General features: G+C 61.5%; 21 protein-coding genes. 8 read left to right on the top strand and 13 right to left on the bottom strand.

The window, feature by feature from the left end; translation table 11 throughout:
- Positions 1 to 500, top strand: a 500-nt coding sequence (locus J5J06_17830; protein MCO6438958.1) for a hypothetical protein, incomplete at its 5' end; no start/stop codon positions are given.
- A gap of 93 nt (positions 501 to 593) precedes the next feature.
- Here J5J06_17830 and J5J06_17825 read toward each other — a convergent pair.
- Entirely contained in the window at positions 594 to 2,153 is a 1,560-nt protein-coding gene (locus J5J06_17825; protein ID MCO6438957.1) for a hypothetical protein, read from the bottom strand.
- Between the two features lies 1 nt (position 2,154).
- A complete protein-coding gene (locus J5J06_17820; protein ID MCO6438956.1) occupies positions 2,155 to 3,090 on the bottom strand; it encodes an ABC transporter ATP-binding protein in 936 nt (311 codons plus the stop codon).
- A 258-nt stretch (positions 3,091 to 3,348) separates the two neighbouring features.
- Between J5J06_17820 and eno the strand changes: the two genes are divergently transcribed.
- Positions 3,349 to 4,638 (top strand): phosphopyruvate hydratase, encoded by a 1,290-nt coding sequence (gene eno, locus J5J06_17815; GenBank protein MCO6438955.1) that lies wholly within the window; start codon positions 3,349 to 3,351, stop codon positions 4,636 to 4,638.
- Positions 4,639 to 4,689: 51 nt separating this feature from the next.
- On the top strand, positions 4,690 to 5,214 hold the full coding sequence (locus J5J06_17810; protein MCO6438954.1) for a hypothetical protein: 525 nt from the start codon (positions 4,690 to 4,692) through the stop codon (positions 5,212 to 5,214).
- 203 nt (positions 5,215 to 5,417) lie between these two features.
- Here the strand turns inward: J5J06_17810 and J5J06_17805 are convergent, their stop codons facing one another.
- Positions 5,418 to 7,328 (bottom strand): VCBS repeat-containing protein, encoded by a 1,911-nt coding sequence (locus tag J5J06_17805; protein ID MCO6438953.1) that lies wholly within the window; start codon positions 7,326 to 7,328, stop codon positions 5,418 to 5,420.
- On the opposite strand from J5J06_17805, the gene J5J06_17800 reads away from it, so the two are divergent.
- The gene (locus tag J5J06_17800; protein ID MCO6438952.1) at positions 7,279 to 8,055 is read left to right on the top strand and encodes a peptide chain release factor-like protein; all 777 of its coding nucleotides are present in this window, start codon (positions 7,279 to 7,281) and stop codon (positions 8,053 to 8,055) included. The two genes, J5J06_17805 and J5J06_17800, sit on opposite strands and share 50 nt — an antisense overlap.
- 172 nt (positions 8,056 to 8,227) lie before the next feature.
- Positions 8,228 to 9,919 carry a cobalamin-dependent protein gene (locus tag J5J06_17795; protein MCO6438951.1) on the top strand — a complete coding sequence of 564 codons (1,692 nt, stop codon included), beginning with the start codon at positions 8,228 to 8,230 and terminating at the stop codon, positions 9,917 to 9,919.
- Here J5J06_17795 and galE read toward each other — a convergent pair.
- The 5 genes from galE to J5J06_17770 all read right to left on the bottom strand — a co-directional run bounded on the left by galE (position 9,916) and on the right by J5J06_17770 (position 14,454).
- Positions 9,916 to 10,926 carry a UDP-glucose 4-epimerase GalE gene (gene galE, locus J5J06_17790; GenBank protein ID MCO6438950.1) on the bottom strand — a complete coding sequence of 337 codons (1,011 nt, stop codon included), beginning with the start codon at positions 10,924 to 10,926 and terminating at the stop codon, positions 9,916 to 9,918. The genes J5J06_17795 and galE overlap by 4 nt on opposite strands.
- A gap of 96 nt (positions 10,927 to 11,022) precedes the next feature.
- Positions 11,023 to 11,295 carry a hypothetical protein gene (locus J5J06_17785; GenBank protein MCO6438949.1) on the bottom strand — a complete coding sequence of 91 codons (273 nt, stop codon included), beginning with the start codon at positions 11,293 to 11,295 and terminating at the stop codon, positions 11,023 to 11,025.
- 116 nt (positions 11,296 to 11,411) lie between these two features.
- A complete protein-coding gene (accC, locus tag J5J06_17780) occupies positions 11,412 to 12,755 on the bottom strand; it encodes an acetyl-CoA carboxylase biotin carboxylase subunit (GenBank protein MCO6438948.1) in 1,344 nt (447 codons plus the stop codon).
- Positions 12,756 to 12,827: 72 nt separating this feature from the next.
- Positions 12,828 to 13,310 (bottom strand): acetyl-CoA carboxylase biotin carboxyl carrier protein, encoded by a 483-nt coding sequence (gene accB, locus J5J06_17775; GenBank protein ID MCO6438947.1) that lies wholly within the window; start codon positions 13,308 to 13,310, stop codon positions 12,828 to 12,830.
- 34 nt (positions 13,311 to 13,344) lie between these two features.
- Positions 13,345 to 14,454, bottom strand: a complete 1,110-nt coding sequence (locus J5J06_17770; protein ID MCO6438946.1) for an aminopeptidase P family protein — start codon at positions 14,452 to 14,454, stop codon at positions 13,345 to 13,347.
- 212 nt (positions 14,455 to 14,666) lie between these two features.
- Here J5J06_17770 and kdsA point away from each other — a divergent pair, with 212 nt between their 5' ends.
- Positions 14,667 to 15,497, top strand: a complete 831-nt coding sequence (gene kdsA / locus J5J06_17765) for a 3-deoxy-8-phosphooctulonate synthase (GenBank protein ID MCO6438945.1) — start codon at positions 14,667 to 14,669, stop codon at positions 15,495 to 15,497.
- 82 nt (positions 15,498 to 15,579) lie between these two features.
- Here the strand turns inward: kdsA and J5J06_17760 are convergent, their stop codons facing one another.
- Together J5J06_17760 and J5J06_17755 are read right to left on the bottom strand one after the other, a co-directional pair.
- Positions 15,580 to 16,629 (bottom strand): ABC transporter permease, encoded by a 1,050-nt coding sequence (locus tag J5J06_17760; protein MCO6438944.1) that lies wholly within the window; start codon positions 16,627 to 16,629, stop codon positions 15,580 to 15,582.
- Positions 16,622 to 17,578, bottom strand: coding sequence for an ABC transporter ATP-binding protein (locus J5J06_17755; GenBank protein ID MCO6438943.1), 957 nt, complete (start codon positions 17,576 to 17,578; stop codon positions 16,622 to 16,624). The genes J5J06_17760 and J5J06_17755 overlap by 8 nt, the downstream gene beginning before the upstream one ends.
- Before the next feature lie 221 nt (positions 17,579 to 17,799).
- Between J5J06_17755 and J5J06_17750 the strand changes: the two genes are divergently transcribed.
- The gene (locus tag J5J06_17750) at positions 17,800 to 19,407 is read left to right on the top strand and encodes a glycosyltransferase family 39 protein (GenBank protein MCO6438942.1); all 1,608 of its coding nucleotides are present in this window, start codon (positions 17,800 to 17,802) and stop codon (positions 19,405 to 19,407) included.
- Positions 19,408 to 19,436: 29 nt separating this feature from the next.
- On the opposite strand, the gene J5J06_17745 is transcribed toward J5J06_17750, so the two are convergent.
- Genes J5J06_17745 through J5J06_17735 form a run of 3 tightly spaced genes read right to left on the bottom strand, consistent with a single transcriptional unit; the run spans position 19,437 to position 21,361 of the window.
- On the bottom strand, positions 19,437 to 20,156 hold the full coding sequence (locus J5J06_17745; protein MCO6438941.1) for a hypothetical protein: 720 nt from the start codon (positions 20,154 to 20,156) through the stop codon (positions 19,437 to 19,439).
- An 18-nt stretch (positions 20,157 to 20,174) separates the two neighbouring features.
- Positions 20,175 to 20,804 (bottom strand): hypothetical protein, encoded by a 630-nt coding sequence (locus tag J5J06_17740; GenBank protein MCO6438940.1) that lies wholly within the window; start codon positions 20,802 to 20,804, stop codon positions 20,175 to 20,177.
- Positions 20,801 to 21,361 (bottom strand): RNA polymerase sigma factor, encoded by a 561-nt coding sequence (locus J5J06_17735; protein ID MCO6438939.1) that lies wholly within the window; start codon positions 21,359 to 21,361, stop codon positions 20,801 to 20,803. Before J5J06_17735 ends, J5J06_17740 begins: the two co-directional genes overlap by 4 nt.
- Positions 21,362 to 21,527: 166 nt before the next feature.
- On the opposite strand from J5J06_17735, the gene rpmB reads away from it, so the two are divergent.
- The gene (gene rpmB, locus J5J06_17730) at positions 21,528 to 21,806 is read left to right on the top strand and encodes a 50S ribosomal protein L28 (protein ID MCO6438938.1); all 279 of its coding nucleotides are present in this window, start codon (positions 21,528 to 21,530) and stop codon (positions 21,804 to 21,806) included.
- The last annotated feature ends 147 nt before the right edge of the window (positions 21,807 to 21,953 follow it).

The raw sequence follows: 21,953 nt of genomic DNA, 5'->3' as shown, positions 1-21,953 counted from the left end.
CGCCGTTCCCGAATTCTCCGGGCTCGGCGCCGAGTGTGCAGGTGCCTCCGTTCCAGTCGATCGGGCGGGGCTTCTTCACCGAGCCCGACCCGGACAATCCGGGCCAGGTGATCACCACGCTGCGGGGTTACGTGCTGGCGTGGGCGATCGGGCAGTTCCCGGACGGCAACGGTGGGTTGCGGATCAACGAGATCCACTGGAACCACCTGTCGGGCATGGCGACGATTCTGAATTATGCAGACGCATCGGCGTGGGAGTACAACGCGTGGGCGTTCCAGGCGGTGGCCGATCTGGCGCCGGGCACGGAGCTTCCGGGCGCGGCCGGGGTGTTGAACCTGGACGGCGTGGACTATGACTGGGCGCCGGACGTGCTGCTGTTCGACTTCTATGCGTCGGACGCGCGGCTGACCTCCGATCGCGATCCGAGCAAGCCCTGGCCGACGTTCACCGTCGATACCGATCTGACCCTCTGGCCGGCGATCAAGGACCTGAGACGGTAGTAGACAACGTAGTCTGACAGTCCATTTTGCCGGCACGGGCGAACGCGCGAAATCAGGCGCGGTCGTTCGTGCCGGTTTCATTTGCGTCGAGCATCACGTGGTAGTCGAAAGGCGAAGCGTGCGAAGTCGCCAGAACCGCGCGGCGAATGAGGCAATCAGTAGCAGCAAGGCAAGCTGAACCAATAGTCCGGGTTCGAAGGCGATGGGAATGCCCTGCCAAATGCCGACGATCGTGCCGAGGGGGGATGCGCCGAAGAGCCAGGTTCGCAATTCAGGCTGGAACGGATCATTCTTCGGATACCGAGCCATCCCCAGGAAAAAGTCGGTTGCAGGAATGGCCACCCAAAGGAGCAACGGGAATGCAAGGCATGCGATCCACGGACGTTGCATGATGGCGTTCGTCAAGCGCAGACATGATCGCAGCGTGAATAGCATGATGGCAATGGTAAGCACCGTGTAGGCAACTCCCATCCATTGCGCGGCGATTCGCCGCTCCTCCGAATGCGTGGGGAAAGTCGGAATCCAGCGCTTCAGCCAGGACGCGCGGTAAAGCACCGTGGGATCATCGGACAGGCCGACATTCCAGATGGCACCCGAAAGGGCAATTGCGGCTGCGGCGATGAACAGCAGGGCAATCGATGTAATCAGAAAATCAGGCATGCGATCCGACCAGTCGCGCAGCGGTGTCCCGCGAACACGATGAAACGCGCAAGCGACTGAGCCGCTTACGGCCGGGAGCGCAAGCAATATGCTTGCGATCAAGAGGGCGATCCAGGGCAGGACAATCTCTTCCTGTGTCCGGAGGGCGGGGATTCGCGACGCCTGCTGGGCCATCAGGGCCGCCTGTCCCCCGAAGGCGAAGACCAGCCAAAGAGACAAGAGGGTCAAACCACGAACACCGGCGAGCGCGGGGAGATCGGGACGGCGGTAGCGCGCGGCTCCGGCGAGCAGCCAGAATACTGTGAGAACGAGGGTTGCAAAGATGATTCCGGAGACGACCGCGGGCGTAAAGGTCAGCGATCCGGTCATCGCGGAGTACGCAGTGAATCCCACGTATACTCCGCTGAAGAGGCCGAGTCCCGGAACGCCCCACATTGGGGCGGCCAGCGAAGAGCCGATCGCGACGATGGCGATGGGATTGGTAGGTTTGGCGAGGCGGATACCGAAGAATACGGCGAGTGTCCAGACCATGACGGCGCACAGGAGTGCCAGAACATTGCCCAGAATCCAAAGGTCGGGGGCCGCGCCTGCGATCGCGCAAAGCGCCAGCCCGATGAAGACGTTTATGGTAAAGAAGCTGAGCATCTGGATTGTCGGGCCGAACAAATAGCCGAGAATAATCGTGACGTTGGAAAGCGGCGTCAGGCGGTGGCTCTCGATCATCTTGGATTCGTAATCCCGCAGCATCGCGCGGTGCAGGGCGCCGCAGCCGCCCAGGATCAAAAGGGCAAGTTGGACCGCCGCGAGGAAGCGGAGGGCGCCGTCGGCGAATTCGGCCGGTGGTATGTCCCGAAGCGAATGGCGAAAGAGGCTCCAAATGGCCACGGCGGTCATGATATAGATCGTGCAAAACTGCAAGGTGCGGCGGTGCCCACCGAGCAGATTGTAATGCAGCGTCCACAGGGGCGTCGGAAGTTGGAGTCGTTCGCGCATGTCAGTCTACCTGTTTCACGCCCGCCCGAAGGTAGAGCTCTTCCAGGCTGGCGCGGATGGGAGAAAACGAACACACCGGCGCTTTGATCTGCATCAACGATTGAAGCAGTTCCGTGGCCGCTTCGTCGCCGTCGGCGTATTCGATGATCACCACGCGCCCGTCGGGATTGACCGTTCCCACGCCGGCGAGCTCGGCGATCCGCGGTGCCCAGTCGGCGGCGCTGCCCGCCAGCTCGACCCGGTAAGGACGGCGCTGGGACTCATCCTGCCGGATCGCTTCGGCCGTCGCCCAACGAAGTATCTTGCCGTGCTCGAGAATAGCGATGTGAGAGGCGATCTCCTCCAGGTCGGAGAGAATGTGTGACGAGACCACCATGGCGCAGCCTTGTTCGCGAAGCATGGCCAGTACGCGACGGAGCTGGATGCGACCGGCCGGGTCCAGTCCGCCTAGGGGTTCGTCGAGCAGAATGACGTGCGGCCGGGACAGAAACGTGCGGGCCAGCGTGACCCGCTGGCGCATGCCGCGGGAGAGTTCGCGGATTTTGCTCTTGCGTTTCTCGGTGAGCCAAAGCTGCTCGAGCCAATAGTCGATTCGCTCCTCGATTTCCCCGTGATCAAGTCCATAGGCACCGCCGATGAACCGGAGGAACTGGTCCACGGTAAGGTCGTCGTAGGCGGGCGGGGAGTCCGGGGCGAAGCCGATGTGATGGCGAACGACCTCGTGTTCGCCGAGCACAGGATGCTCCAGGACATAGGCCATGCCGCGAGTGGGCACCTGCAGCCCGGCGATGACCCGCAGGAGGGTGGTTTTGCCCGCCCCATTGGGGCCGATCAGCCCAAGGAGCTGTCCGCCTTCGAGTTCAAAAGACAGGTCAGCCAGAGCGACAAGCCGACCGAATTCGACGCGCACCCTGTCCGCCCGAAGTATGGAGCTCATGTGGTCGCCTCTGGCGGCTGAAACTGGTTCGTGGAACCTCGGTCCGCTGCGAGAGAATCCGGGCAAAAGGTAACCGCATGCTCGACGTCGGCAAGTGGGGCCCGAGGGGCCACCTGGTTTGTGTGCCGGCCGTAATGTCCGGTGAAGCCCGTTTTCGGGTGATGCCGATGAAGGTACCATGGACTTCGAATGTGATCTGGGTCGCTGCGATCGGGACGGGTCGCGGTCGGCGGGTTCAGACAAGGAGCAGGTGCGATTATGTCAACGACGATCGTACAGGTCGAAGCGCGTGAAGTGCTCGACTCTCGCGGGTTTCCGACGGTAGAAGCGTCGGTTGTGCTCGAGGACATGAGTTACGGAGAGGCGGCCGTGCCGTCTGGGGCATCCACCGGCGAGCATGAGGCCGTGGAGCTTCGTGACGGGGACCCCAATCGCTATATGGGGAAAGGGGTGCTCAAGGCCGTCGAGCACGTGAACGGCGAGATCGCGGATGCGGTGATCGGGCTGGACGCCGCGGACCAGGAGGACGTCGACCAGAGCATGATCGATCTTGACGGGACGCCGAACAAGGGCCGTCTCGGGGCGAACGCGATTCTGGCGGTGTCGCTGGCGGTGGCCAAGGCCGCGGCGCAATCCTGTGGGCTTCCGCTCTTCCGATACCTGGGTGGTCCCAAGGCCCGTGTACTGCCCGTGCCGATGATGAACATCCTCAACGGTGGCAAGCACGCGGACAACAACGTGGACTTTCAGGAGTTCATGATCCAGCCCTGGGGGGCGTCGTCCTTCAGTGAAGCCCTGCGGATGGGGGCCGAGTGCTTCCAGTCGCTGAAAAAGGTGCTCAATAAGAAGGGCTACAACACGAATGTTGGCGACGAAGGTGGATTTGCGCCAAGCCTCAAGAGCAACGAGGAAGCGCTGGAGGTCATCGTCGAGGCGGTCGGCGCGGCGGGGTACCAGCTGGGTAAGGACGTGTTCATTGCGCTCGATCCCGCTTCATCCGAGATGTTCGACAAGAAAACCGGGAAGTACAGCTTCTTCAAGTCGGCACCGGACAAGAGCGTGAGTTCCGACGATCTGATCGCGCACTGGAAAAAATGGGTGGAGAAGTACCCGATCCGGAGCCTCGAGGATGGTCTGGCCGAGGACGACTGGGACGGGTGGAAGAAGTTGAACGCGGCACTGGGAGAGCGAGTCCAACTGGTTGGCGATGACCTCTTTGTGACCAACACCGAGCGACTGAAGCGCGGGCTGGAAATCAAGGCGGCGAATTCAATCCTGATCAAGGTGAACCAGATCGGCACGCTGACCGAGACGTTCTCCGCCGTGGACCTGGCGATGCGCAACGGCTGGACGGCGGTCATCAGTCATCGCAGCGGTGAGACCGAGGACACGACCATCGCGGACATTGCCGTGGCCACGAACGCGGGCCAGATCAAGACGGGCAGTGCCTGCCGGAGTGACCGGATCGCCAAGTACAACCGCCTGCTGCGTATTGAGGAGCATTTGGGCGATGCCGCGATTTTCGGCGGTCGGTTCTGGAATCACTGAAAAAACGTCCCGGGGCAAGTCGCAGGGAAGCGACCAGTGGAGTAGTGGCGCATGGATGGCAGATTCGCGGAGGGATCCGCGGGAGACAGGGACCGGTGGGGCGGCATGGTCTTCTGGGGGCTCGTTCTCCTGGGGTATGCCTGTCTTTCCATGTGCGTACTCCTGCCTGAGTGGCGCACGTGGCAGCTCCTCCGTGTGGAGGAGCAGATCCAGGCGTATCGCCTTGAGGATCTTGGGCGGTCCGTGGAGCGCTACCGGCGGGAGATTGAGGCTCTACGGAGCGATCCGGCCACGGTGACGCGGCTGGCCCAGCGAGAATTCAACTATCATCGCCGGGTCGAAAAGACTGTCTCTGTTCCCTTGGTCGCGGCACAATCCGGGCCCGAGCGAACATTCGAACCCGAGTTCCCAAGTCCGCCCGCGGCCATCGCCCCTTTGGTTGCGCGCCTGCCGGCCTATCCATATGACAGGGTATTCTGCGACCCGGGCGTGCGGTTCATCGTTCTCTGCATGTCACTGGGGCTGATCGTCGCGGCGTTTACCTTGTTCTGTCGGCCGAAGGCGCATCAAGCCTGATTGGACGGAAGGCGAGCACCGGCCCGCGTTGCCCCAAAGCGAAAGCACGCGATCCGCATGTCCGGCGACATGCGGATCGCGTGCTTTACAAGATTGATGATAGTTCTTACATCGGTCCGTAGGCTGAGGACCCTGCTCAAGAGCAGTGGCACACGGGCCGCATACAGCCGTCCTCGACGCGCGAAACGATCGAAGGGTTCTCGTTACGGTTGAACCTGATCTTCGGTCCGAACGTTGCGATACCAAACCAGGCGATCATCGCTGAGTCCAGCGCCGCTGCGGCGGTCGAGCGTGCCGATGATGTCGTTTCGGCCGTCGCCGTCCAGATCGACGATCAGCAAAGCGTTAATGACCGTATCAGTGTCCACCTGTGTGACGCCGACGCCGCTGCCGGGTGTCGGCTGCGTTCCGGGCGCCTGCGCGGGATCGACGGCGTCGGGCGCTCCACTGTCCTGAATGATCGTATTCGGTGCCCAGGGATCATAGGGGCTTGTCGCGGTCGAGCCGTCGTACCAGTACACGGCGCCCTCGGCGGCGATGACGACGTCAAGCAAACCGTCGTTGGTGATGTCTCCCAGGGCGATGCCCTCCGGCTCCTGCATGTCAAACTCGGACAGCGTGTACACCTGCCACGGGAAGTTGAAGCGATCGGGCACGGGATCGTTCGGCGGGAACTCGGGCTGAACCTGCAGCGCGTTGGGTCGCCGGAACCATTGGACGATCTGGCCGTCGGTGGAGCGGATGAGGACATCATCCGATCCGTCGCCGTCCACGTCGCCGATGGCCATCACATCGGCGCCCGTATCGAGCTCGCCGATGGGACGGCGTTCCCATCCGGACGCGATGAATCGCCATCCGTCACTGGTCCCGCGAATGACTTCGGCCAAGCCGCCCGCACCACCGACACGGTGAGGGATCAGCGGGTTTCTTGCCCAGCGGATGTTCTGGCTGATGGCGTTGGTGACGGTGGCAATGATGTCCAGATCGCCATCACTGTCTACGTCCATAGCCGCGAGATCCTTGATCTGCGGAGCGTCGAGGATGATGGAGATGGGGACATTTCGGGCGAATTCATCCGAGGGGGCTCCCCAAAGGCTCGCCGTTTCCGCATCGTCCGGACCGGGGTTGGTCCATAGGTCGACCGTGTTCGTCGGGGGTTTCTGGCCCAACTCCTCGCATTCGCCGGGATTGAGCGCCACAACGATGTCATCGCCGTCGACGCCGTCGAAGTTGGCGACGAGCAGCGAAGTGAAGCCGTTCCACTCAGGCTTGGTCTTGGCGTCCTCGAAGTCCTTGAATTCGATGCCGGGATACTGGTTGTGAATCCAGGGGAGCTTGTCTCGGACATATGGGTTAACCAGGATCATCTCGTCCCACGCGTCGCCGTCCGGCACCTGCCCGCGGTTGCCCGGGCTGAAGAGCACGACAATCTCACCCTCGGTGGCGCTGATCTGCGCCGGCGGGTTCTTGGGGCACAGGGTGACATACCCGGTGGCCTTGGCGAGAACGACCACGTCGAGCCAGTCACCGCAATCTGCGCAGGCGTTACCGTCGGCATCCACACAGGCGTTGTCGTCATTGAGGTAGCAACCCGGATCGCCGTAGGTGATGCGGCCGTCGCCGTTGTCGTCGTTGAGTTGGCCGAATTCCACGCCGGCCATGATCGCCAAGGGGTTCGTACCGCCAAGCGTGATGGTACGGAAAGAAATATTGCCCTCCGCGTCGCGGCGCTGAAGATGCAACTGCACGGGCTGGGACTCGTTCCACGCGCTCATCAGGTCGAGCAAGCCGTCCTTGTCGACGTCCGCGGCGACAACGAACTTGGGACCGGCGGTGTCTTCCGCAAGGGGGTCAATCTGGTATGCCTGGAAGAAACTGCGCGTTTCCTCGGCTACCGATTCCCCGTCGTTGACCATGAAGTCATCGTCGGGCATGCCCACGCCGCCCGTGCCACCGGGGGATTGGGGGGCGTCGGTGAAATAGCTGTCTACGGAGGTGAACGTTTCGCTGGCGGTTTGCGCGGCGTTATCATCCGTCGGTGGGACGGGCGTGCAGCCGACTACGATGGCCAAAGCCAGAAACGTCCAGAAGGGTGCAAAGTTCTTGCCGTTCATGGTGATCTCCCGTGCCGGTAGCAGGCCGGTTGCTGGGAACAGACGTTACTCCTGTCGAGTTATCGGCTTGGACGATGGACGACTTGTGCGTTGCATGTGGTTCCGAGAGGAACAGGAATCAGCGGAAATCAGCCTGTGGCTTAGCTGGAAAGGCACGCCTCCGCGCTCTGAAGCGGACACTCCTTTCTTGTGGAGATGCGCCGTGAACATGCCATCAGCCAGGGCATTTCTTCTACTCAATGATGCGGCGTTGATCGCCCAGTGCGCGATCGATTGTTATCGGTCCAGTGGACCGGGCGGGCAGAAGAAGAACAAAACGAGCTCGGCGGTGCGGCTGCGACACGAGCCGACGGGATTATCGGTCATTGCAGAAGAAGATCGCTCGCAGCATGTGAACAAGACACGGGCGCTACGTCGCCTTCGGGAAGCGATTGCTCTTCATCTGCGCTCGACGATTGCCCCCGAAGGCTATGCTCGGAGCGAGGAATTGGAATCGGCCATGGGCAGGGACGGTCGCCTGCACATCGGGCAGCGGGATCCAAGGTATCCGCTCGTGGTCAGCGAGATTCTCGATGTACTGGTCGCCTGCCGTTTGCAGGTCAGCACCGCGGCGGAAAGAGTCGGCGTGACGACCGCGAATCTGGTCAAGTTCATGCACGACGATCCCAAGCTATGGGCTCGGGTCAACCAGCTACGCGCGGAACTCGAACTCAAGCCCCTGCGTTGAGACCGTGGGTCACATCGGCGGCGTTACGTCGATCCGCGCCGGCGATTCGCGGGTTCATTCCCAGTCTCCAAGTCACGATCGCAGCCATTTTCGGTCCCTGGTCCTCAATGTCGCTTCCCTGCCTGCCGATGGGACGATAACGGCAGATTGAGGCCAAAGAGGAGTGGCGCGCGTGGAGAACGTACAGACAGGCGGGATGGGTGGAAGTGCCGTCGGGCGGACGGAGGATGCGCTGGATGCCCTGCTAATCAACCCACCCTGGATAAGCAAGGACCAGAACATCTGGCACGGCATCAAGGGGGCCATGCCACCGCTGGGGTTGTTGAGTATCGCGGCGTACGCGGAACGCGAGGGACACCGCGTGCGCGTCATGGATGTACATATCGAGCGATGGAGCATTGACGAATTCCGTGCCGCCTTGGCTGACGTGCGCCCGCGTGTCGTGGGCATCAGCATGATGACGGCCACGGCAATTGCGGCCAACCGCCTGGCACGCGTGGTGAAGGAAGTTCACCCCGAGTGCGTGGTCGTGGTCGGCGGAGTACACGCCGAAGCGATGCCCACCGAGTGCCTCAAGAACAGCGCGATCGATCTCGTGGTGCGCGGTGACGGAGAAATCACGTTTTCGCGGATCGTCGCGGGAGAGCCCATCGAGCAGATCGAGGGATTGAGCTTCCGCCGCGGGCATCGGGCCGTGCACAATCCTCCGGCCAAGGTCATCGAAGACCTCGATTCGCTGCCGACGCCCGCCTACCACCTTGTGCCCATGAAGCGCTATTTCCCTTCCATCGGCGCGTATCGGCGGCTGCCGGCGATCAACATGCTCATGACGCGCGGTTGTCCGGGAAAGTGCACGTTCTGCAATAGCGCCGAGACCAAGCTGCGGACGCGCTCCGCCGAGCAGGTTGTGGAGGAGATCGCCCATCTGCGCAAGGCATACGGCATTCGCGAAATCCAGTTTTACGACGACACGTTCACCATGTTCAAAGGGAACGTGATGCGCTTCTGTCAACTGATGAAGGAGCGAAGACTGGGCGTGAGTTGGACGGCATTCGTCCGGACGGATTGTTTCAGCGAGGCGCTGGCCAAAGCCATGAGGGAGGGCGGTTGTCACCAGGTGATGTTCGGCGTGGAGAGCGGGGACGACGAAATCCTGCGCAACATCCGCAAACCGATCGATCGTGAACGTACCGAGTGGGCGGTGAAGGTTGCGCAGCGCGCCGGGCTTGAGGTTCGGGCCACATTCATGTTCGGCAACCCAGGCGAGACCGTGGCGTCAATGCAGCGGACGATCGACTACGCCATGAAACTCGACCCGGATCTTGCGCTGTTCAATATTACTACGCCATACCCCGGCACGCAGATGTTCCATTGGGCCAAACAGCACGGATACCTCAACACGGAAGACTGGGGGGACTACGAGCTCAGCGGGGCAATCATGACGCTGCCGACGGTTTCCAACGAGGATATCCAGCGGATGTACGCCGACGCCCACCGCCGCTTCTACAGCAGGCCAATCATGTTCTGGCGACGGCTCATGCGCATACGCAGCATCAGCCATGTCATCGACAACGTTCATGGATTCTGCTACATCGTCCTTCGGCGCAATGCCAGCCGCCGGGGACTGCATCGACGGGAATGGATCGCCAACGTCAAAGAAGACTTCTGGAACGTGCCGCTCGACGATCCTGTCCTGGGAGCCAGGCTGATCCTGACCCACGAGGTGTCCAAGCTGTCAATCCCTGTGCCGCCGCGCGATGCGGAAGCAGTCGCAACCCGGTCACTTCCGGTGGTACGCGATGTTCAGCCAGACGCATCGGATGGTGAATCGAACACCGGAGCCATGATGAAGACTTCGAGCTAGCCGCTCGATTGGGATTTGGATCCGTCTTCGTAGCCCCGCGGATGGCTGCGGTGCCAGTTCCAGGCGGTCTCGAGAATGTCGCGAATCTCGCGGTACTTGGGCTGCCAATTGAGTTCGCCCATGACCTTCGTGGGATCGGCGTACAACTCCGGCGCGTCCCCTTCGCGGCGCTGTGCTGGAAGGGCCGTGATGTCCTGGCCGGTGACCTCGCGAGCGGTCTCCACAAGTTCCTTTACGCTGACACCCAGCCCGGTGCCCACGTTATAGGCACGGAATGCGCCCTCCGGCTGGCTGACAAGTGCCAGGCGATGAGCGGCTGCAAGGTCTTCCACGTGGACGTAATCGCGCACACAACTGCCGTCGGGAGTGGGATAATCCAGCCCGAAGATGCGGATATCCTCACGCTGGCCGAGGGCGACCTGAAGCACAACCGGAATCAGATGAAACTCGGGATCGTGATCCTCTCCCATCGAACCGTCGCGAGCAGCACCTGCGGCGTTGAAGTAGCGCAGGGCGGTAACACCGAGCCCCCATGCATGGGCGCAATCCTGCATGGCCCATTCCATCATCAGTTTGGATCGGCCGTAAGGCGTGATGGGGTTCTGAGGCATGTCCTCGGTGATGGGTAGCGCCTTCGGAATGCCGTAGGTCGCGCAGCTGGAACTGAAGACCAAGCGCTTAACCTCGTTGGCGCGCATACGTTCGAGGAGCGCAAGGCTATTGATCACATTGTTGCGGTAGTACCCCAGCGGCTCACGGACCGAGGCGTTGACATCCAGCAGGGCGGCGAAGTGCATGACGGCGTCGAATCGATATTCGCCAAAGGTGCGATCCAGCAGGGCGTCATCGGAAAGATCGCCGACGAGAAGCAGGGCCCGGGGATCAACCGCGCTTCGATGGCCGCTGATCAGGTTGTCGACAATGACAACCTCCATCCCGGCATCGCACAATTCGCGCACGCAATGGCTGCCCACGTAGCCGGCGCCGCCTGTCACCAGAACTTTCATCATAGCACGTTCCGGAAGGTCCACTTGTGACCCCTTGGGGTTTCAAAAGAGGAGGGTATCGGGCGTCGTTGTTCGCCGCGCCGCGAACAATGCCGCCTAGCTTGTAACGATGTCCTCCAAGAGAGAGACGCTGATGATGGCGTTACGCATGACGACGATTCGACGGCGATTCACGGTCACCCCGTCCTGGAAAGTGTCCGCGAGGTAGTGCTCCTTGTTGGCGTGCCCGTCGCGGCAGTCATGCATATCGGCCGACGCCAGGACGAACACGTGCTCGCCGATTTCCTCCAGCGTGCCGATAAAAACGATCGGCGTGCCCGTATCCAGGACGACCGGCTTGCCGATCATGCGGGACAGGGCATCGTCCATCGTCAACTCTCGACCGCTTTGCGGCAAGTAAATTACCATGACAACCCTTGGGGTTACTCTATGCCGTCAGACGGCAGGCGTCCAGCGGGAAGGTGGTCCCGGTTGCGGGGACGCACTTAGGTCAGCGCGGCTCGTTCCAGGAACGACGTGTCGAAGCTTCCACTTTGGAAGTCGGGATGCGACATGATCCGCTGGTGAAGAGGGATGGTCGTCTTGATCGGCTCGATGATGAACTCCCTGAGACAGCGGCGCATGGTCTGAATCGCCTCCGCGCGCGTGGGCTGATGGACAATGAGTTTTGCGACGAGGGAGTCGTAGCGGGGGGAAATGCGGCAGCCATCGTGACCGAAGGTGTCGACACGAACGCCCGGACCGCCCGGCGGGCGAAACTTGGTGACCGTACCGGCGCTGGGGCGGAAACTGTGTGCAGGATCTTCGGCGTTGATGCGGCATTCAATAGCGTGCCCGCGGTGCACGATGTTGCGTTGCGTGACGCCCAGTGGTTCCCGCGCGGCCACGCGAATCTGCGCCTTGATCAGATCCAGGCCGGTGACCATTTCCGTGACCGGGTGTTCCACCTGGATGCGCGTATTGACCTCGATGAAATAGAATCGTCCGCGAGCGTCTACGAGAAACTCCACCGTTGCGGCGTTGTGATATCCGGCGGCCTTGGCGAGGCGAACGGCAGAGGCGCAGAGATCTCGCCGGGTGCGGGCATCCAGCGCGGGAGACGGTGATTCCTCAATCAGCTTCTGATACCGGCGTTGAACGGTGCAATCGCGCTCGCCGAGGTGGATGATCGTTCCTGCGGTGTCACCAATAATCTGCACTTCCACGTGCCGCGGCTTCTCGATGAGTTTCTCGAGGTAGACATCGCCGTTGCCGAATGCGCCGCGTGCTTCCTGCCGCGCCTGTTTGAGCACGGAGGAGAGATCGGTGCGGTGATGCACCACGCGCATGCCCCGGCCGCCGCCCCCGGCCGCAGCCTTGACCATAATGGGAAAGCCGATTTGCTCGGCGTGCTTGAGGGCGTCTTCGTCGGTTTCCACCACGCCCTCGCTACCCGGAACCGTGGGCACTTTGGCTTTGCGGGCCAGCGTGCGTGCCATAGCTTTGTCACCGAGCAGGCGCATGGCCTCGGCCGAGGGGCCGACGAACTCGATATTGCAGGCGCGGCATTTCTCGGCAAACGCGGCGTTCTCGGCCAGGAAGCCGTATCCGGGATGGATGGCGTCAGCCCCGCTGACTTCGGCAGCGGCGATGATGCGGTCGCTCTTGAGGTAGCTTTCGCGCGGAGAGGCGGCGCCGATGCAGATGGTCCGATCAGCGAGTTCCAGGTAGGAAGCGCCGCGATCCTCGTCCGAGTAGACGCAAACGGCCTCGATGTCGAGCTCGTGACAAGCCCGAATGATCCGCAGCGCGATTTCCCCCCGGTTGGCGATCAGGATGCGACGGAACATGCCGATTTCACAACACCCTTGAGTCCGCGGCCCGCGCGAACGGTGGGGCCTCGACCAGCGAACGAACGCGAATTACGTCGGACGAACCAAGAACAGCGGTTGGCCGAATTCCACCGGCTCCTGGTTCTTGACCAGGATGCGCTCAATTGTCCCGGTGATCTCGGACTTGATCTCATTGAAGACTTTCATTGCCTCGAGCACGCAAACGACCGCTCCGGTGGAAATTTGCTGCCCCAATTGAACAAACGGAGGCGAATCCGGGTCGGGTGCAGCGTAAAACGTGCCGACCATCGGTGAAGGGATGGGGACCAGTTCAACGTCCTCCACCTTGGGTGACGGAGCCGGTGCGGGCGCAGACGCGTCGCCTCCCGGGGGGCTCACCGTCATGCGGGGCATCGCGCCAAAGTCCACGCGACCCTCGCCGGCCGGATTTGGTCGCCGCAGGTTGATCTCTTCTTCCCCATCGCGCAGGGACACTTCGACGAGGTCGTTCTTGACCATCATCTCCACGAGCATGCGAATCTTGTCGATGTCGAGCAAGCCCGGAAACTCCATTGAGTAAGCGACGCGGTACGTCACGCCCGCAGTTCTACAGGACCGCCTCTTCCAATGACTTGGACAGGCTGGTCAGTACCTTGTAACCGCGCGGAGTAACGAGGATGTCATCCTCGATTCTGACGCCGCCGACGCCGGGCAGGTAGATGCCCGGTTCCACTGTTACCACCATGCCCTCTCGCAGCTCCTGATCTGACCGCCAGCTCAGCGAAGGGGACTCGTGAATATCCAGGCCGAATCCATGACCCAGCCCGTGATTAAAGGCCTCCCGGTATCCCGCACCGGCAATGTGGTCCCGCGCCACTGCGTCCACATCGCACATTCTTGCTCCGGGACGAATGGCCTCGATGGCTTTGAGTTGCGCATCAAGCACCAGTTTATAAATCTCCCGGATTCTCGCCGAAATGCTACCCACGAAGAGCATACGGGTCAAATCGCTGCAGTATCCGTCCACCCGGGCGCCCCAATCCAGAAGCAAAGCGCTGCCTTTACGCAGCTTTCGCTTTCCAGGGTGGGCGTGAGGGAGGGCGGCATTCGGCCCCTCGGCGCAGATCGTACCGAAGGACGGTTCCGAAGCCCCGCGGCGCTTCATTTCGTACTCCACGCGGGCGGCAACTTCCAACTCCGTCTGGCCGATCTGAATGGACTCCCGCGTGGCCTGAAACGCTTCTTCGGCCACGCGGATCGCCTTTCGAATGACTTTGAGCTCCTCGGGACTCTTGATGAGACGCATGTCCCGTGAGATCGGAGGAGCGTCCTCGAACCTCGTTCCTCGATTCAGGCGGGAAAGCTCCTGGAGCTCCTGAACAGTTAGATGATCGCCCTGAATACCCACGCGGCGGAGGCCGGACTTGCGCGAGACCGTAGCGATCTCCGGAATCAAAAGGCCCTTCCGCATCCATCGTTTGGCCCAGGGACATTCCTGGTTCAATGTTTCGTCGAAGCGACCGTCGCTGATCATGTGCACGTCCCGGGCGGTGATCAGCACGGCCGAATCCTCCCCGGTGAAGCCGGTAAGATAGAGGTAGTCCCGGGGGTTGGTGATGAGCAGGCCGGGGAGCTTGGCTTTCCTCATGGCCGCTCGACATACCGACAGGCGTCGGCGGTGGTGCGGTGCCGGTCCGCGCGATTTTCGCTTGGCCATTCGACCGGTCCTTTCGAGTCAGGGCATGAGCGCCGGAGACGACAATCTACCGGTTAGCCTCCAAGACCGCGCCATGCGTCATTCCGCCATTGTCGATACGAAGTGGAGGGCTGTCAAAACACGGGCTCCGTCATCGTGAAGACAACGTGGATCGCACTCGAGTTGACGCCACGAGGGCCGGTCCGTAGCGTGGCGGCAACGGAGGTGTGAGGATGAGAGAGACACTGAAAGAAGCCCGAATCGGCAGTGTTCGGATTGGTTCGGGCTTGCCTATGGTACTGATTGCCGGCCCCTGTGTGATCGAATCGCGCGACCACACCCTGCAACTGGCCGATGCCATCCGCTGCATCTGTCGGCACCGCCAACTGCCGGTGATCTTCAAGGCGAGCTTCGACAAGGCCAACCGTTCGAGCATTCACAGTTTTCGGGGCCCCGGCCTCGACGAAGGGCTTGCCATTCTCGAAGAGGTTCGTCGCGTGGTCGGCGTTCCTGTGCTTTCCGATATTCATGAACCGGGCCAAGCCGCGCCGGCGGGCGAGGCTCTGGACTGCATCCAAATCCCCGCGTTCCTCTGTCGTCAAACCGATCTGCTCGTCGCGGCGGCACGATCCGGTCGATGCGTGAACGTGAAGAAGGGGCAGTTCGTCTCGCCGGAGGAAATGAAGAACGTTGTTGACAAACTCGGCGAGTCCGGGTGTCACAACTGCCTGCTCACGGAGCGCGGGACGTTTTTCGGTTACAACCGCTTGGTCAACGACATGACGGCCATTCCCCGAATGCGGCGCCTGGTTCCTGTGGTATTCGACGCGACGCACAGTTGTCAGCTTCCCGGCGCGGGCGGATCGCTGAGCGGGGGGCAGCGCGAATTCGTGGGCACGCTGGCGTCGGCTGCGCTGGCCGCGGGTGCGGACGCGCTGTTCATGGAAGTTCATGACAAGCCCGACGAGGCCAAGAGTGACCCGGCTACGGTCTATCCCTTGGATCAACTTGGGTCATTGCTCGATTGCCTCCTGCGTATCGCGGAGGCCGTTCGAAAGAAGTAGCACACGAGGTCAACGCATGCCGGAGGTCCGCACAGGCTTTTGACGTGCGGCTCGCTGCAGATTCCTGAAAAACTCGTTGTTGTTACGTCCACTTGAACCAACGGAGGGCCAGGGCGAAGGTTACCGTTCCGGTCGCGGCAAGGAAGAGAATTGGGACGATCTGTCCGGGCAGTGATGCACCTTCGAGGATCACGTTGCGAAGTGCATTGTTAAGCTGCGTCAGCGGCAGGGCATAGATGATCGGTTGCATGAAAGCGGGAAAGTGCTCCGTGCTGAAGAATATGCCGGAAAGCAGCCACATCGGCAGCATGACCAGGTTCATCAAGCCTGCGACGGTCTCGATGCGCTCGGCACGCGAGGCGACGAGCAGCCCGATTCCCGCAAATGCCGACGCTCCCAGCAGCACGATGAGAATGATGCTCAGCCAGTTTCCACGAATGGGTACGCCGAAAAAGATTGCCCCGGCGCCCAGAAGGACGACCATTTCCGGCAGCGTGAACGCCAGCCGTGCGCCGATCATTGAGGAGAGAAAGTGACTTCGCCGCATCGGTGTCGCCGAAAAGCGCTTGAGTAGCTTGCGCACGCGCATGTCCACGGCTACAAAACCGACGCCCCACAGTCCGCTGCCCATGAGGTTCATGCCCAGTAGACCGGGTAACAGAAAATCAATGTAACGCGACCCGGGCTCATCGACATGGCGATCGCTTACCGGGACCGGGTCAATCCGGCCCTCGGCCCGCTGCAGGGCGTCATTCACCTGCATGCGCGCTGCGAGACTCTCCGGGCGGGTCGGATCAAAGACGAATTCGTACGCCTGCCCATTCGACCTGGGCACGATCACCACGCTGCTTCGGCCGACACGAAGCCGCTCCCGGGCTTCTGTGGCGGGTCGTATGGAGACCTGAAATTGCTCCGCACCGTCACCGTCCTGCAACGCGTCCAGGACGCGCTGCGCACCTGGGTCATCCTCGACATCTACAAGCACGCGTTGCGGCGGCTGTGTCCGGAATGCGATTCCCAAGGAGATGGCCAGGAGCAAAGGGAAACCGTACGTCCAGAACAGGGCGGCCGGTTCACGGAAGAACATTCGTAGCCGAAACAGCAAGAGCTGTTGGAGAGGATGACTATGCATCGTCGTCTCGCAGGTGTCGGCCGGTCAGATTGACGAAGACATCCTCGAGGCTGGCGTGCCGAGTGGTAAGTTGGGCGAGCCTGCGGTTCTTCTCCTCCAAGTGGCGAATCAAGCCGGGCAGGCTGATGTGTGGTTCACGAACATTCAGCACGTAGACCGCCCCTTCCCGGCCGACGCTGTTGACCCCACTCAGCCCCGCGAGATTTCGTTCGTCGAGGCCGTTCGTGCTGCCCATGTCATCCACCTCGAACTCGATGACGTGGTCTCCACCCAGTGTCAGGATCAGATCACGAGGGGTACCGAGGGCGATTGCACGGCCCTGATCAATGACCGCCACGCGATCGCACAGCTTCTCGGCTTCGTCCATGTAGTGCGTGGTCAGGAGAATCGTGCAGCCGCGTTGCCGCTCGGCCCGGACGATGTCCCAGACAGCGCGCCTGGCCTGCGGATCGAGCCCCGTCGTGGGTTCGTCCAGGAAGAGGAGGTCCGGATCGCTCACAAGGGCGCACGCCACCGCCAGGCGCTGATGCTGTCCGCCTGAAAGATGCTCCACGTACGACCGGCGCTTTTCCTGCAATCCCACGAGCGCCAGGACATCTTCCGGGTTTCTTCCGTGGTTGTAGAAGCTTCCGAAAAGGTGGAGAGATTCAATGGCCGTGAGCTTGTCGGCCAACCGAGTCTGCTGCAAGGCGATGCCGATTCGCTGGCGTATCTCAAGGTCGTTACGACCCCAACGCATGCCCAGGACCTCGACTTCGCCGCTGTCGGCCGAGCGCAATCCCTCGAGGATTTCCACCGCCGTAGTCTTTCCAGCGCCGTTGGGGCCAAGCAGTCCGAAGCATTCGCCGGCGCGGACCTCCAGATCCAACCCGCGCAAGGCATGCACGGGCTCACGCTTCCGCTGAACGTAGCGCTTGTGAACGTCGCGGCAGCGGATGGCGAGTTCCACGAAGGTCCCCCCTTGCCGATGGTCCGGCACTGCACCATATTCCCGACCGGAACTTCTTGGGACGCGTGTCCCGCTTTACCAGTATTGGCAATGTGACACGCAGCTCGAGCCCTGGGGCCGAGCGGAGCATTCTGGCTCCCGGCGCCTCAAGGGTCAATGAAGCGGGACCTTTCGGCCGGGTGCCGTTTCAGCGCCGGCGATCGACTTCCGATAATCGCGCAGTGAACGGCTACGACTCCATTCTCTCTCATCCAGTCACCGGCGACCGCGGCGCCCGTTTCAATAGCACTCCCCAGGAGACTCACTCGGCAGCGGCGTCATCCTTCGGCGCTCCAGCGATCTCTCATCTTGCTGTTGTCTTGTTGCTCGGCGCCTGGTTCATTCTGCCAAGTCTGGGCGAACGGAGCCTCTCCCATGCCGAGGCCTACCGAGCGCGGCGCATCGAGATCGGCACACTTGCCGATGCCCGTCGGCTCCCACCGCTGCAATTCGTGTTGCTTTCTGCGATTCACAAATGGGTGCCCGATAGCGAAGCAGCGCTGCGAGCACCGTCGGCGATTGCCGGACTGGTATGTGCGGCGATCGTCCTGCTCTTGGCGCAGTCCATCGTCGGCCGACTGGGAGCGCTGTTCGCCGGCCTCTTCATTGTCAGTCAGCCGCTGCTGATCGCGCATGCCAGGGAACTGAAGGAATTTGCCATCGAAGCGGCGTTCGTTGCGCTGCTATTCTATTCGGGCTTGCTGGCCTCACGTGTTCCCAGTATCAAGCGGCTATTTTACTTCCACCTCACCGCGCTAATCGGACTGGGTATGACGTTTACGTCCTCGCTGGCCGTCGTGGCCTGGTGGCCGGTGCTGACGTTGAACGTGATACGCAAGGACGTTCGTGATCGCAAGACGATCCTTGTGCATGCACTTCTGAGTCTTGTACTGCTTCTGGCAGGGATTTGCTGGTACATCTGGCTGGCAGGGTTTCAGGACCGCGGTGTATTCGTGAACTACTACTATACCGAGATCGAACCGTCGTGGCCGGTCTCCTATGCTCCCGGTGAACTATCAGCCTGGCTGGGAGATAAGCTCTTCGGCACGGTCTGCTATACACTCGGAATCAGCCAGGTCTGGTCGCCTCTGAAGTGGTGTGTGGGATCGTTGGGGCTCGTGGCGCTTGCGGCGGGGCTCGGGCGCTGTTGGGGACAGGCCCGGGCATTGGTGCTGGCGTCAATGGCCATCCTCCTTCTGGCGGTCGCGTCGGCAATGATGCGTATGTGGCCGATCGGCAACGTCCGGCAGGTGGCGTTCCTCATTCCGCTGGCGGCGTTGTTTGTGGGCGTTGGGGTCTTTGAGCTGGCAAGACGGGTCGGCTGGCGATCCCCGGCCACATGGCTGATCGTCGCAGGTTGTGTGGCAATCCCCGTGCTGCGTGCCACGAAGGCTTCGCTCGGCCCTCCTGCTGTCTATGAGCACATTCGTCCAGTCGTCGAGCGGATGGCATCAGAAGCCAAGCCCGGAGACGCGGTGCTGGTTTACTACAGTGCCGCCGACGCGTTCCACTATTACTGGAAGCGCCAGGATTGCACCATTGTGGAGCAGCCCACTTCGGATCGCGACCGGCCCGACCTGCTATTGCGGCGATTTGAAGACCTTGCCGATTCCCATCACCGGGTTTGGTTCGTCTCCGCACATGATTGGAAAACCGAACGCCGTGATTGGATGGACTTGCTCTCGAAACAATATGAACAAGTTGAGGATCTCGCTACGGTGGACGCGAACGGCCAGCTGTTCGATGTTCAAAGCCGCCGACAATCGGCCACAATCGTAGACTCGCCATGATCGACGGGCGGTGCCGCTCGGTACTTTCGCTAGCGCGGGCGATCCGGAACGTCATGGTCTTCCGTGTTCTCGCGTTCCAAAGGTACAGGTGCCGTGAGGTAACGCTCCACTTCCCGTTCGACGATCTTGTCGCGCATGCGGGCGTTTTCCTGCTGGCGGGTGCGCAATTCGCTGAGTCGAGTTTCCATGCGCCGAATCTCCAGCTCGCGTCGCTTCTGGCGCAGGTCGACAACTTTTTCAGTCAATTCGCGAATACGCTCCTCCATCCTGGGCTTCCGGTCGTCGTCTTTGTTGCGGCGGTAGGCGGCTGCCAGAAAGCGCAATTGGGCTTCGCTCCGCCGCTCTTCGATCAACACCGCGCCCAGTTCGGGATCGGATTTCATGGTTTCCATGATTTCGAGCAGCGGTCCGGCGAAGCGCTCGACGCGACGCTCATAGAGCTGAGGGTTCCGCTCGCGCAGACCCTCCAGGTTTTCGTGGAGCATCGGGAAGTACTCGCGCACAAACGCTCGGAGCTCGTCGCGTTGCTCTGGAGAGATACGATGCTCGCGCCGAGCGTCACGGTCGAGGATGGCGCGGCGATCGCGCATCAACCCCCGCCGCGGGCGGCGCGTCCCGTCGAGCGCATCTTGCTGAACTTGCCGGTCCCGGGGAGGCGTCGGCTGTTCTGCGGCAGCCGCGGGCAATGCCGTGAATAGAAGCACCAGTGCTGTGATTCCCGTGTGACGTGTGCAAAGTTCCTTAGACATGTTCCCGCCCTTCAGTCGCTAGCCTGAGGTTCCTTCTCGACCCACGCCCGACTCGGCGTCGAACATGAGGTCGTCCATCAATCGCAGAAGTTCATCATCGTCGGTTAGGCCGATACCAGTGTCGTTGTTCCAAGCCAGTTCTGCCGAACGGATCTCTGCCCGCAGGTCGGCGAGCTCGTGGTCGATCTCGTCGCTTTCCGGACCGGAGAGGGCGGCTTCGTAGGCGACAAGGTCTGGGTGATTTTCCATTGCCACAGGTCTGGGCTCTTGCAACGTGATCCAGAACGTCAGCGCAGCCGCCGCGGCCACTCCGCTCGAGCACAGACTCAATATCCATCCGCGCCTTGGTCGACGCGGTCGCGATGGACTTCGCTCCTGCGGACCGTGATGGTCCGAGAGCTGGACGGCCTCTTCGCGCAGGCGCTGCTTCACTCGCTCTGCGAGCCCCGGAGGTGTCGGGACGTTTATGCGACCTGCCAACCACTCCTCACCAGCCGCGATTTGCGTCCGTATTTTCAGCATCCCGGCGTGATCGAGCCGCTCATCGTCGCGCGCAAGCAACCCCCGCAACCAAGCCTCGTTCTCTGCGATCTCGCGGCGAATCGGGTCGCTTTCCTTTGGCGTCGGGTTTTCATCGTGACTATTCACTCGTCGGACTCCATCCAGGACCGCAGCTTGGCCAAGCCGCGATGCGCACGGGCCAAGGCGGTGCCAATCGGCGTGCCCATCATCTCGGCAATTTGGGCAAAGCTGAGCTCCGCGTAATGACGTAGCAGGACAACTTCCCGTTCCGAATCGGGCAAACGATTGATTGCCGCCTGCAGTCGTCGACGCACAGTGGTTCGGTCTTCGCCGCGGTCGGATTCGCCGTTGGGTGCCTCCGATTGCGGCATTTTCGACGTGATTGGATCCCCGGTTCGCGCCTGTTCGCGAGACACCCGCCGGGCCCGATCGCGCGCGACATTTCCCGCAATTCGAAAAAGCCATGCCTCGAATCGGTCGTCATGCGCGTAAGTTCGGATGCTCCTCACCATCTTGAGGAACACCTCCTGGACGAGGTCTTCGGCACTATCGCGGCGCCCTGTCATGCGATACATGAATCCGTAAAGCCGAGATGAATAATGATCGACGAGCAAGTCGAGCGCCTCGGGGTCGAGGTCGACTGCTCGGCTGATCAGGTCATCCTGGCTCGGAGCGATTTCCATGGTTTACAAAGGCCTAACGCTCGGGGCGGCGGAACATTGCTGGAATTCGGCTGCTACCGGCGAGCAGGCTTGCAGGGACTGAGTTCCTTGCTATGATACCGGGCTCGTTTTTGTTTCGGGCCGCAGCTCACGCGGGCTGCGTGGTTTATCGACCCAGGGTGCAGGTATGGCACGAGTCTGTTATTTCACCGGCAAGAAGACCCGTTCAGGCCGCTCCATTGCACGGCGCGGCAAGGCCAAGTACCTCGGTGGCGTGGGTCGCAAGACCACGGGCATCACCAAGCGCAAGTTTCGCCCCAATCTCCAGCGCGTGCGTGCCGTGGTTGAAGGAAAAGTCTGCCGGATCCAGGTCTCGGCCAAGGCCATCCGAATGGGTCTGGTAACCAAGCCCACGAAGCGAAACTACAAGCCGCAAGAGCACAAGACTGCGGATAGCGCATCCTAGAACCGTTTTCCAGATGAATAAGCTGCGGTTTTGAGCAGCGCGCGGATTTCCGCGAGGCCTTGCACCTTATGCGCGCTCTATTCCCGTTCGCTGACGCTCCCAAGAAATTCGTCAACCAGCGCTGCGAAACACTCCCGGCAAAGCTGT

The sequence above is a fragment of the Phycisphaerae bacterium genome, assembly GCA_024102815.1.
GTDB lineage: Bacteria > Planctomycetota > Phycisphaerae > UBA1845 > UBA1845 > JAGFJJ01.
This window is presented reverse-complemented; position numbering and strand designations above follow the sequence as displayed.

Bases quoted from the DNA above. Each gene is read 5' to 3' on its own strand.
- J5J06_17825 (MCO6438957.1), bottom strand. From the start codon at position 2,153: ATGCGCGAACGACTCCAACTTCCGACGCCCCTGTGGACGCTGCATTAC.
- J5J06_17820 (MCO6438956.1), bottom strand. From the start codon at position 3,090: ATGAGCTCCATACTTCGGGCGGACAGGGTGCGCGTCGAATTCGGTCGG.
- eno (MCO6438955.1), top strand. From the start codon at position 3,349: ATGTCAACGACGATCGTACAGGTCGAAGCGCGTGAAGTGCTCGACTCT.
- J5J06_17810 (MCO6438954.1), top strand. From the start codon at position 4,690: ATGGATGGCAGATTCGCGGAGGGATCCGCGGGAGACAGGGACCGGTGG.
- J5J06_17800 (MCO6438952.1), top strand. From the start codon at position 7,279: ATGGCCAAAGCCAGAAACGTCCAGAAGGGTGCAAAGTTCTTGCCGTTC.
- J5J06_17805 (MCO6438953.1), bottom strand. From the start codon at position 7,328: ATGAACGGCAAGAACTTTGCACCCTTCTGGACGTTTCTGGCTTTGGCC.
- galE (MCO6438950.1), bottom strand. From the start codon at position 10,926: ATGAAAGTTCTGGTGACAGGCGGCGCCGGCTACGTGGGCAGCCATTGC.
- J5J06_17785 (MCO6438949.1), bottom strand. From the start codon at position 11,295: ATGGACGATGCCCTGTCCCGCATGATCGGCAAGCCGGTCGTCCTGGAT.
- accC (MCO6438948.1), bottom strand. From the start codon at position 12,755: ATGTTCCGTCGCATCCTGATCGCCAACCGGGGGGAAATCGCGCTGCGG.
- accB (MCO6438947.1), bottom strand. From the start codon at position 13,310: ATGGAGTTTCCGGGCTTGCTCGACATCGACAAGATTCGCATGCTCGTG.
- J5J06_17770 (MCO6438946.1), bottom strand. From the start codon at position 14,454: ATGGCCAAGCGAAAATCGCGCGGACCGGCACCGCACCACCGCCGACGC.
- kdsA (MCO6438945.1), top strand. From the start codon at position 14,667: ATGAGAGAGACACTGAAAGAAGCCCGAATCGGCAGTGTTCGGATTGGT.
- J5J06_17760 (MCO6438944.1), bottom strand. From the start codon at position 16,629: ATGCATAGTCATCCTCTCCAACAGCTCTTGCTGTTTCGGCTACGAATG.
- J5J06_17745 (MCO6438941.1), bottom strand. From the start codon at position 20,156: ATGTCTAAGGAACTTTGCACACGTCACACGGGAATCACAGCACTGGTG.
- J5J06_17735 (MCO6438939.1), bottom strand. From the start codon at position 21,361: ATGGAAATCGCTCCGAGCCAGGATGACCTGATCAGCCGAGCAGTCGAC.
- rpmB (MCO6438938.1), top strand. From the start codon at position 21,528: ATGGCACGAGTCTGTTATTTCACCGGCAAGAAGACCCGTTCAGGCCGC.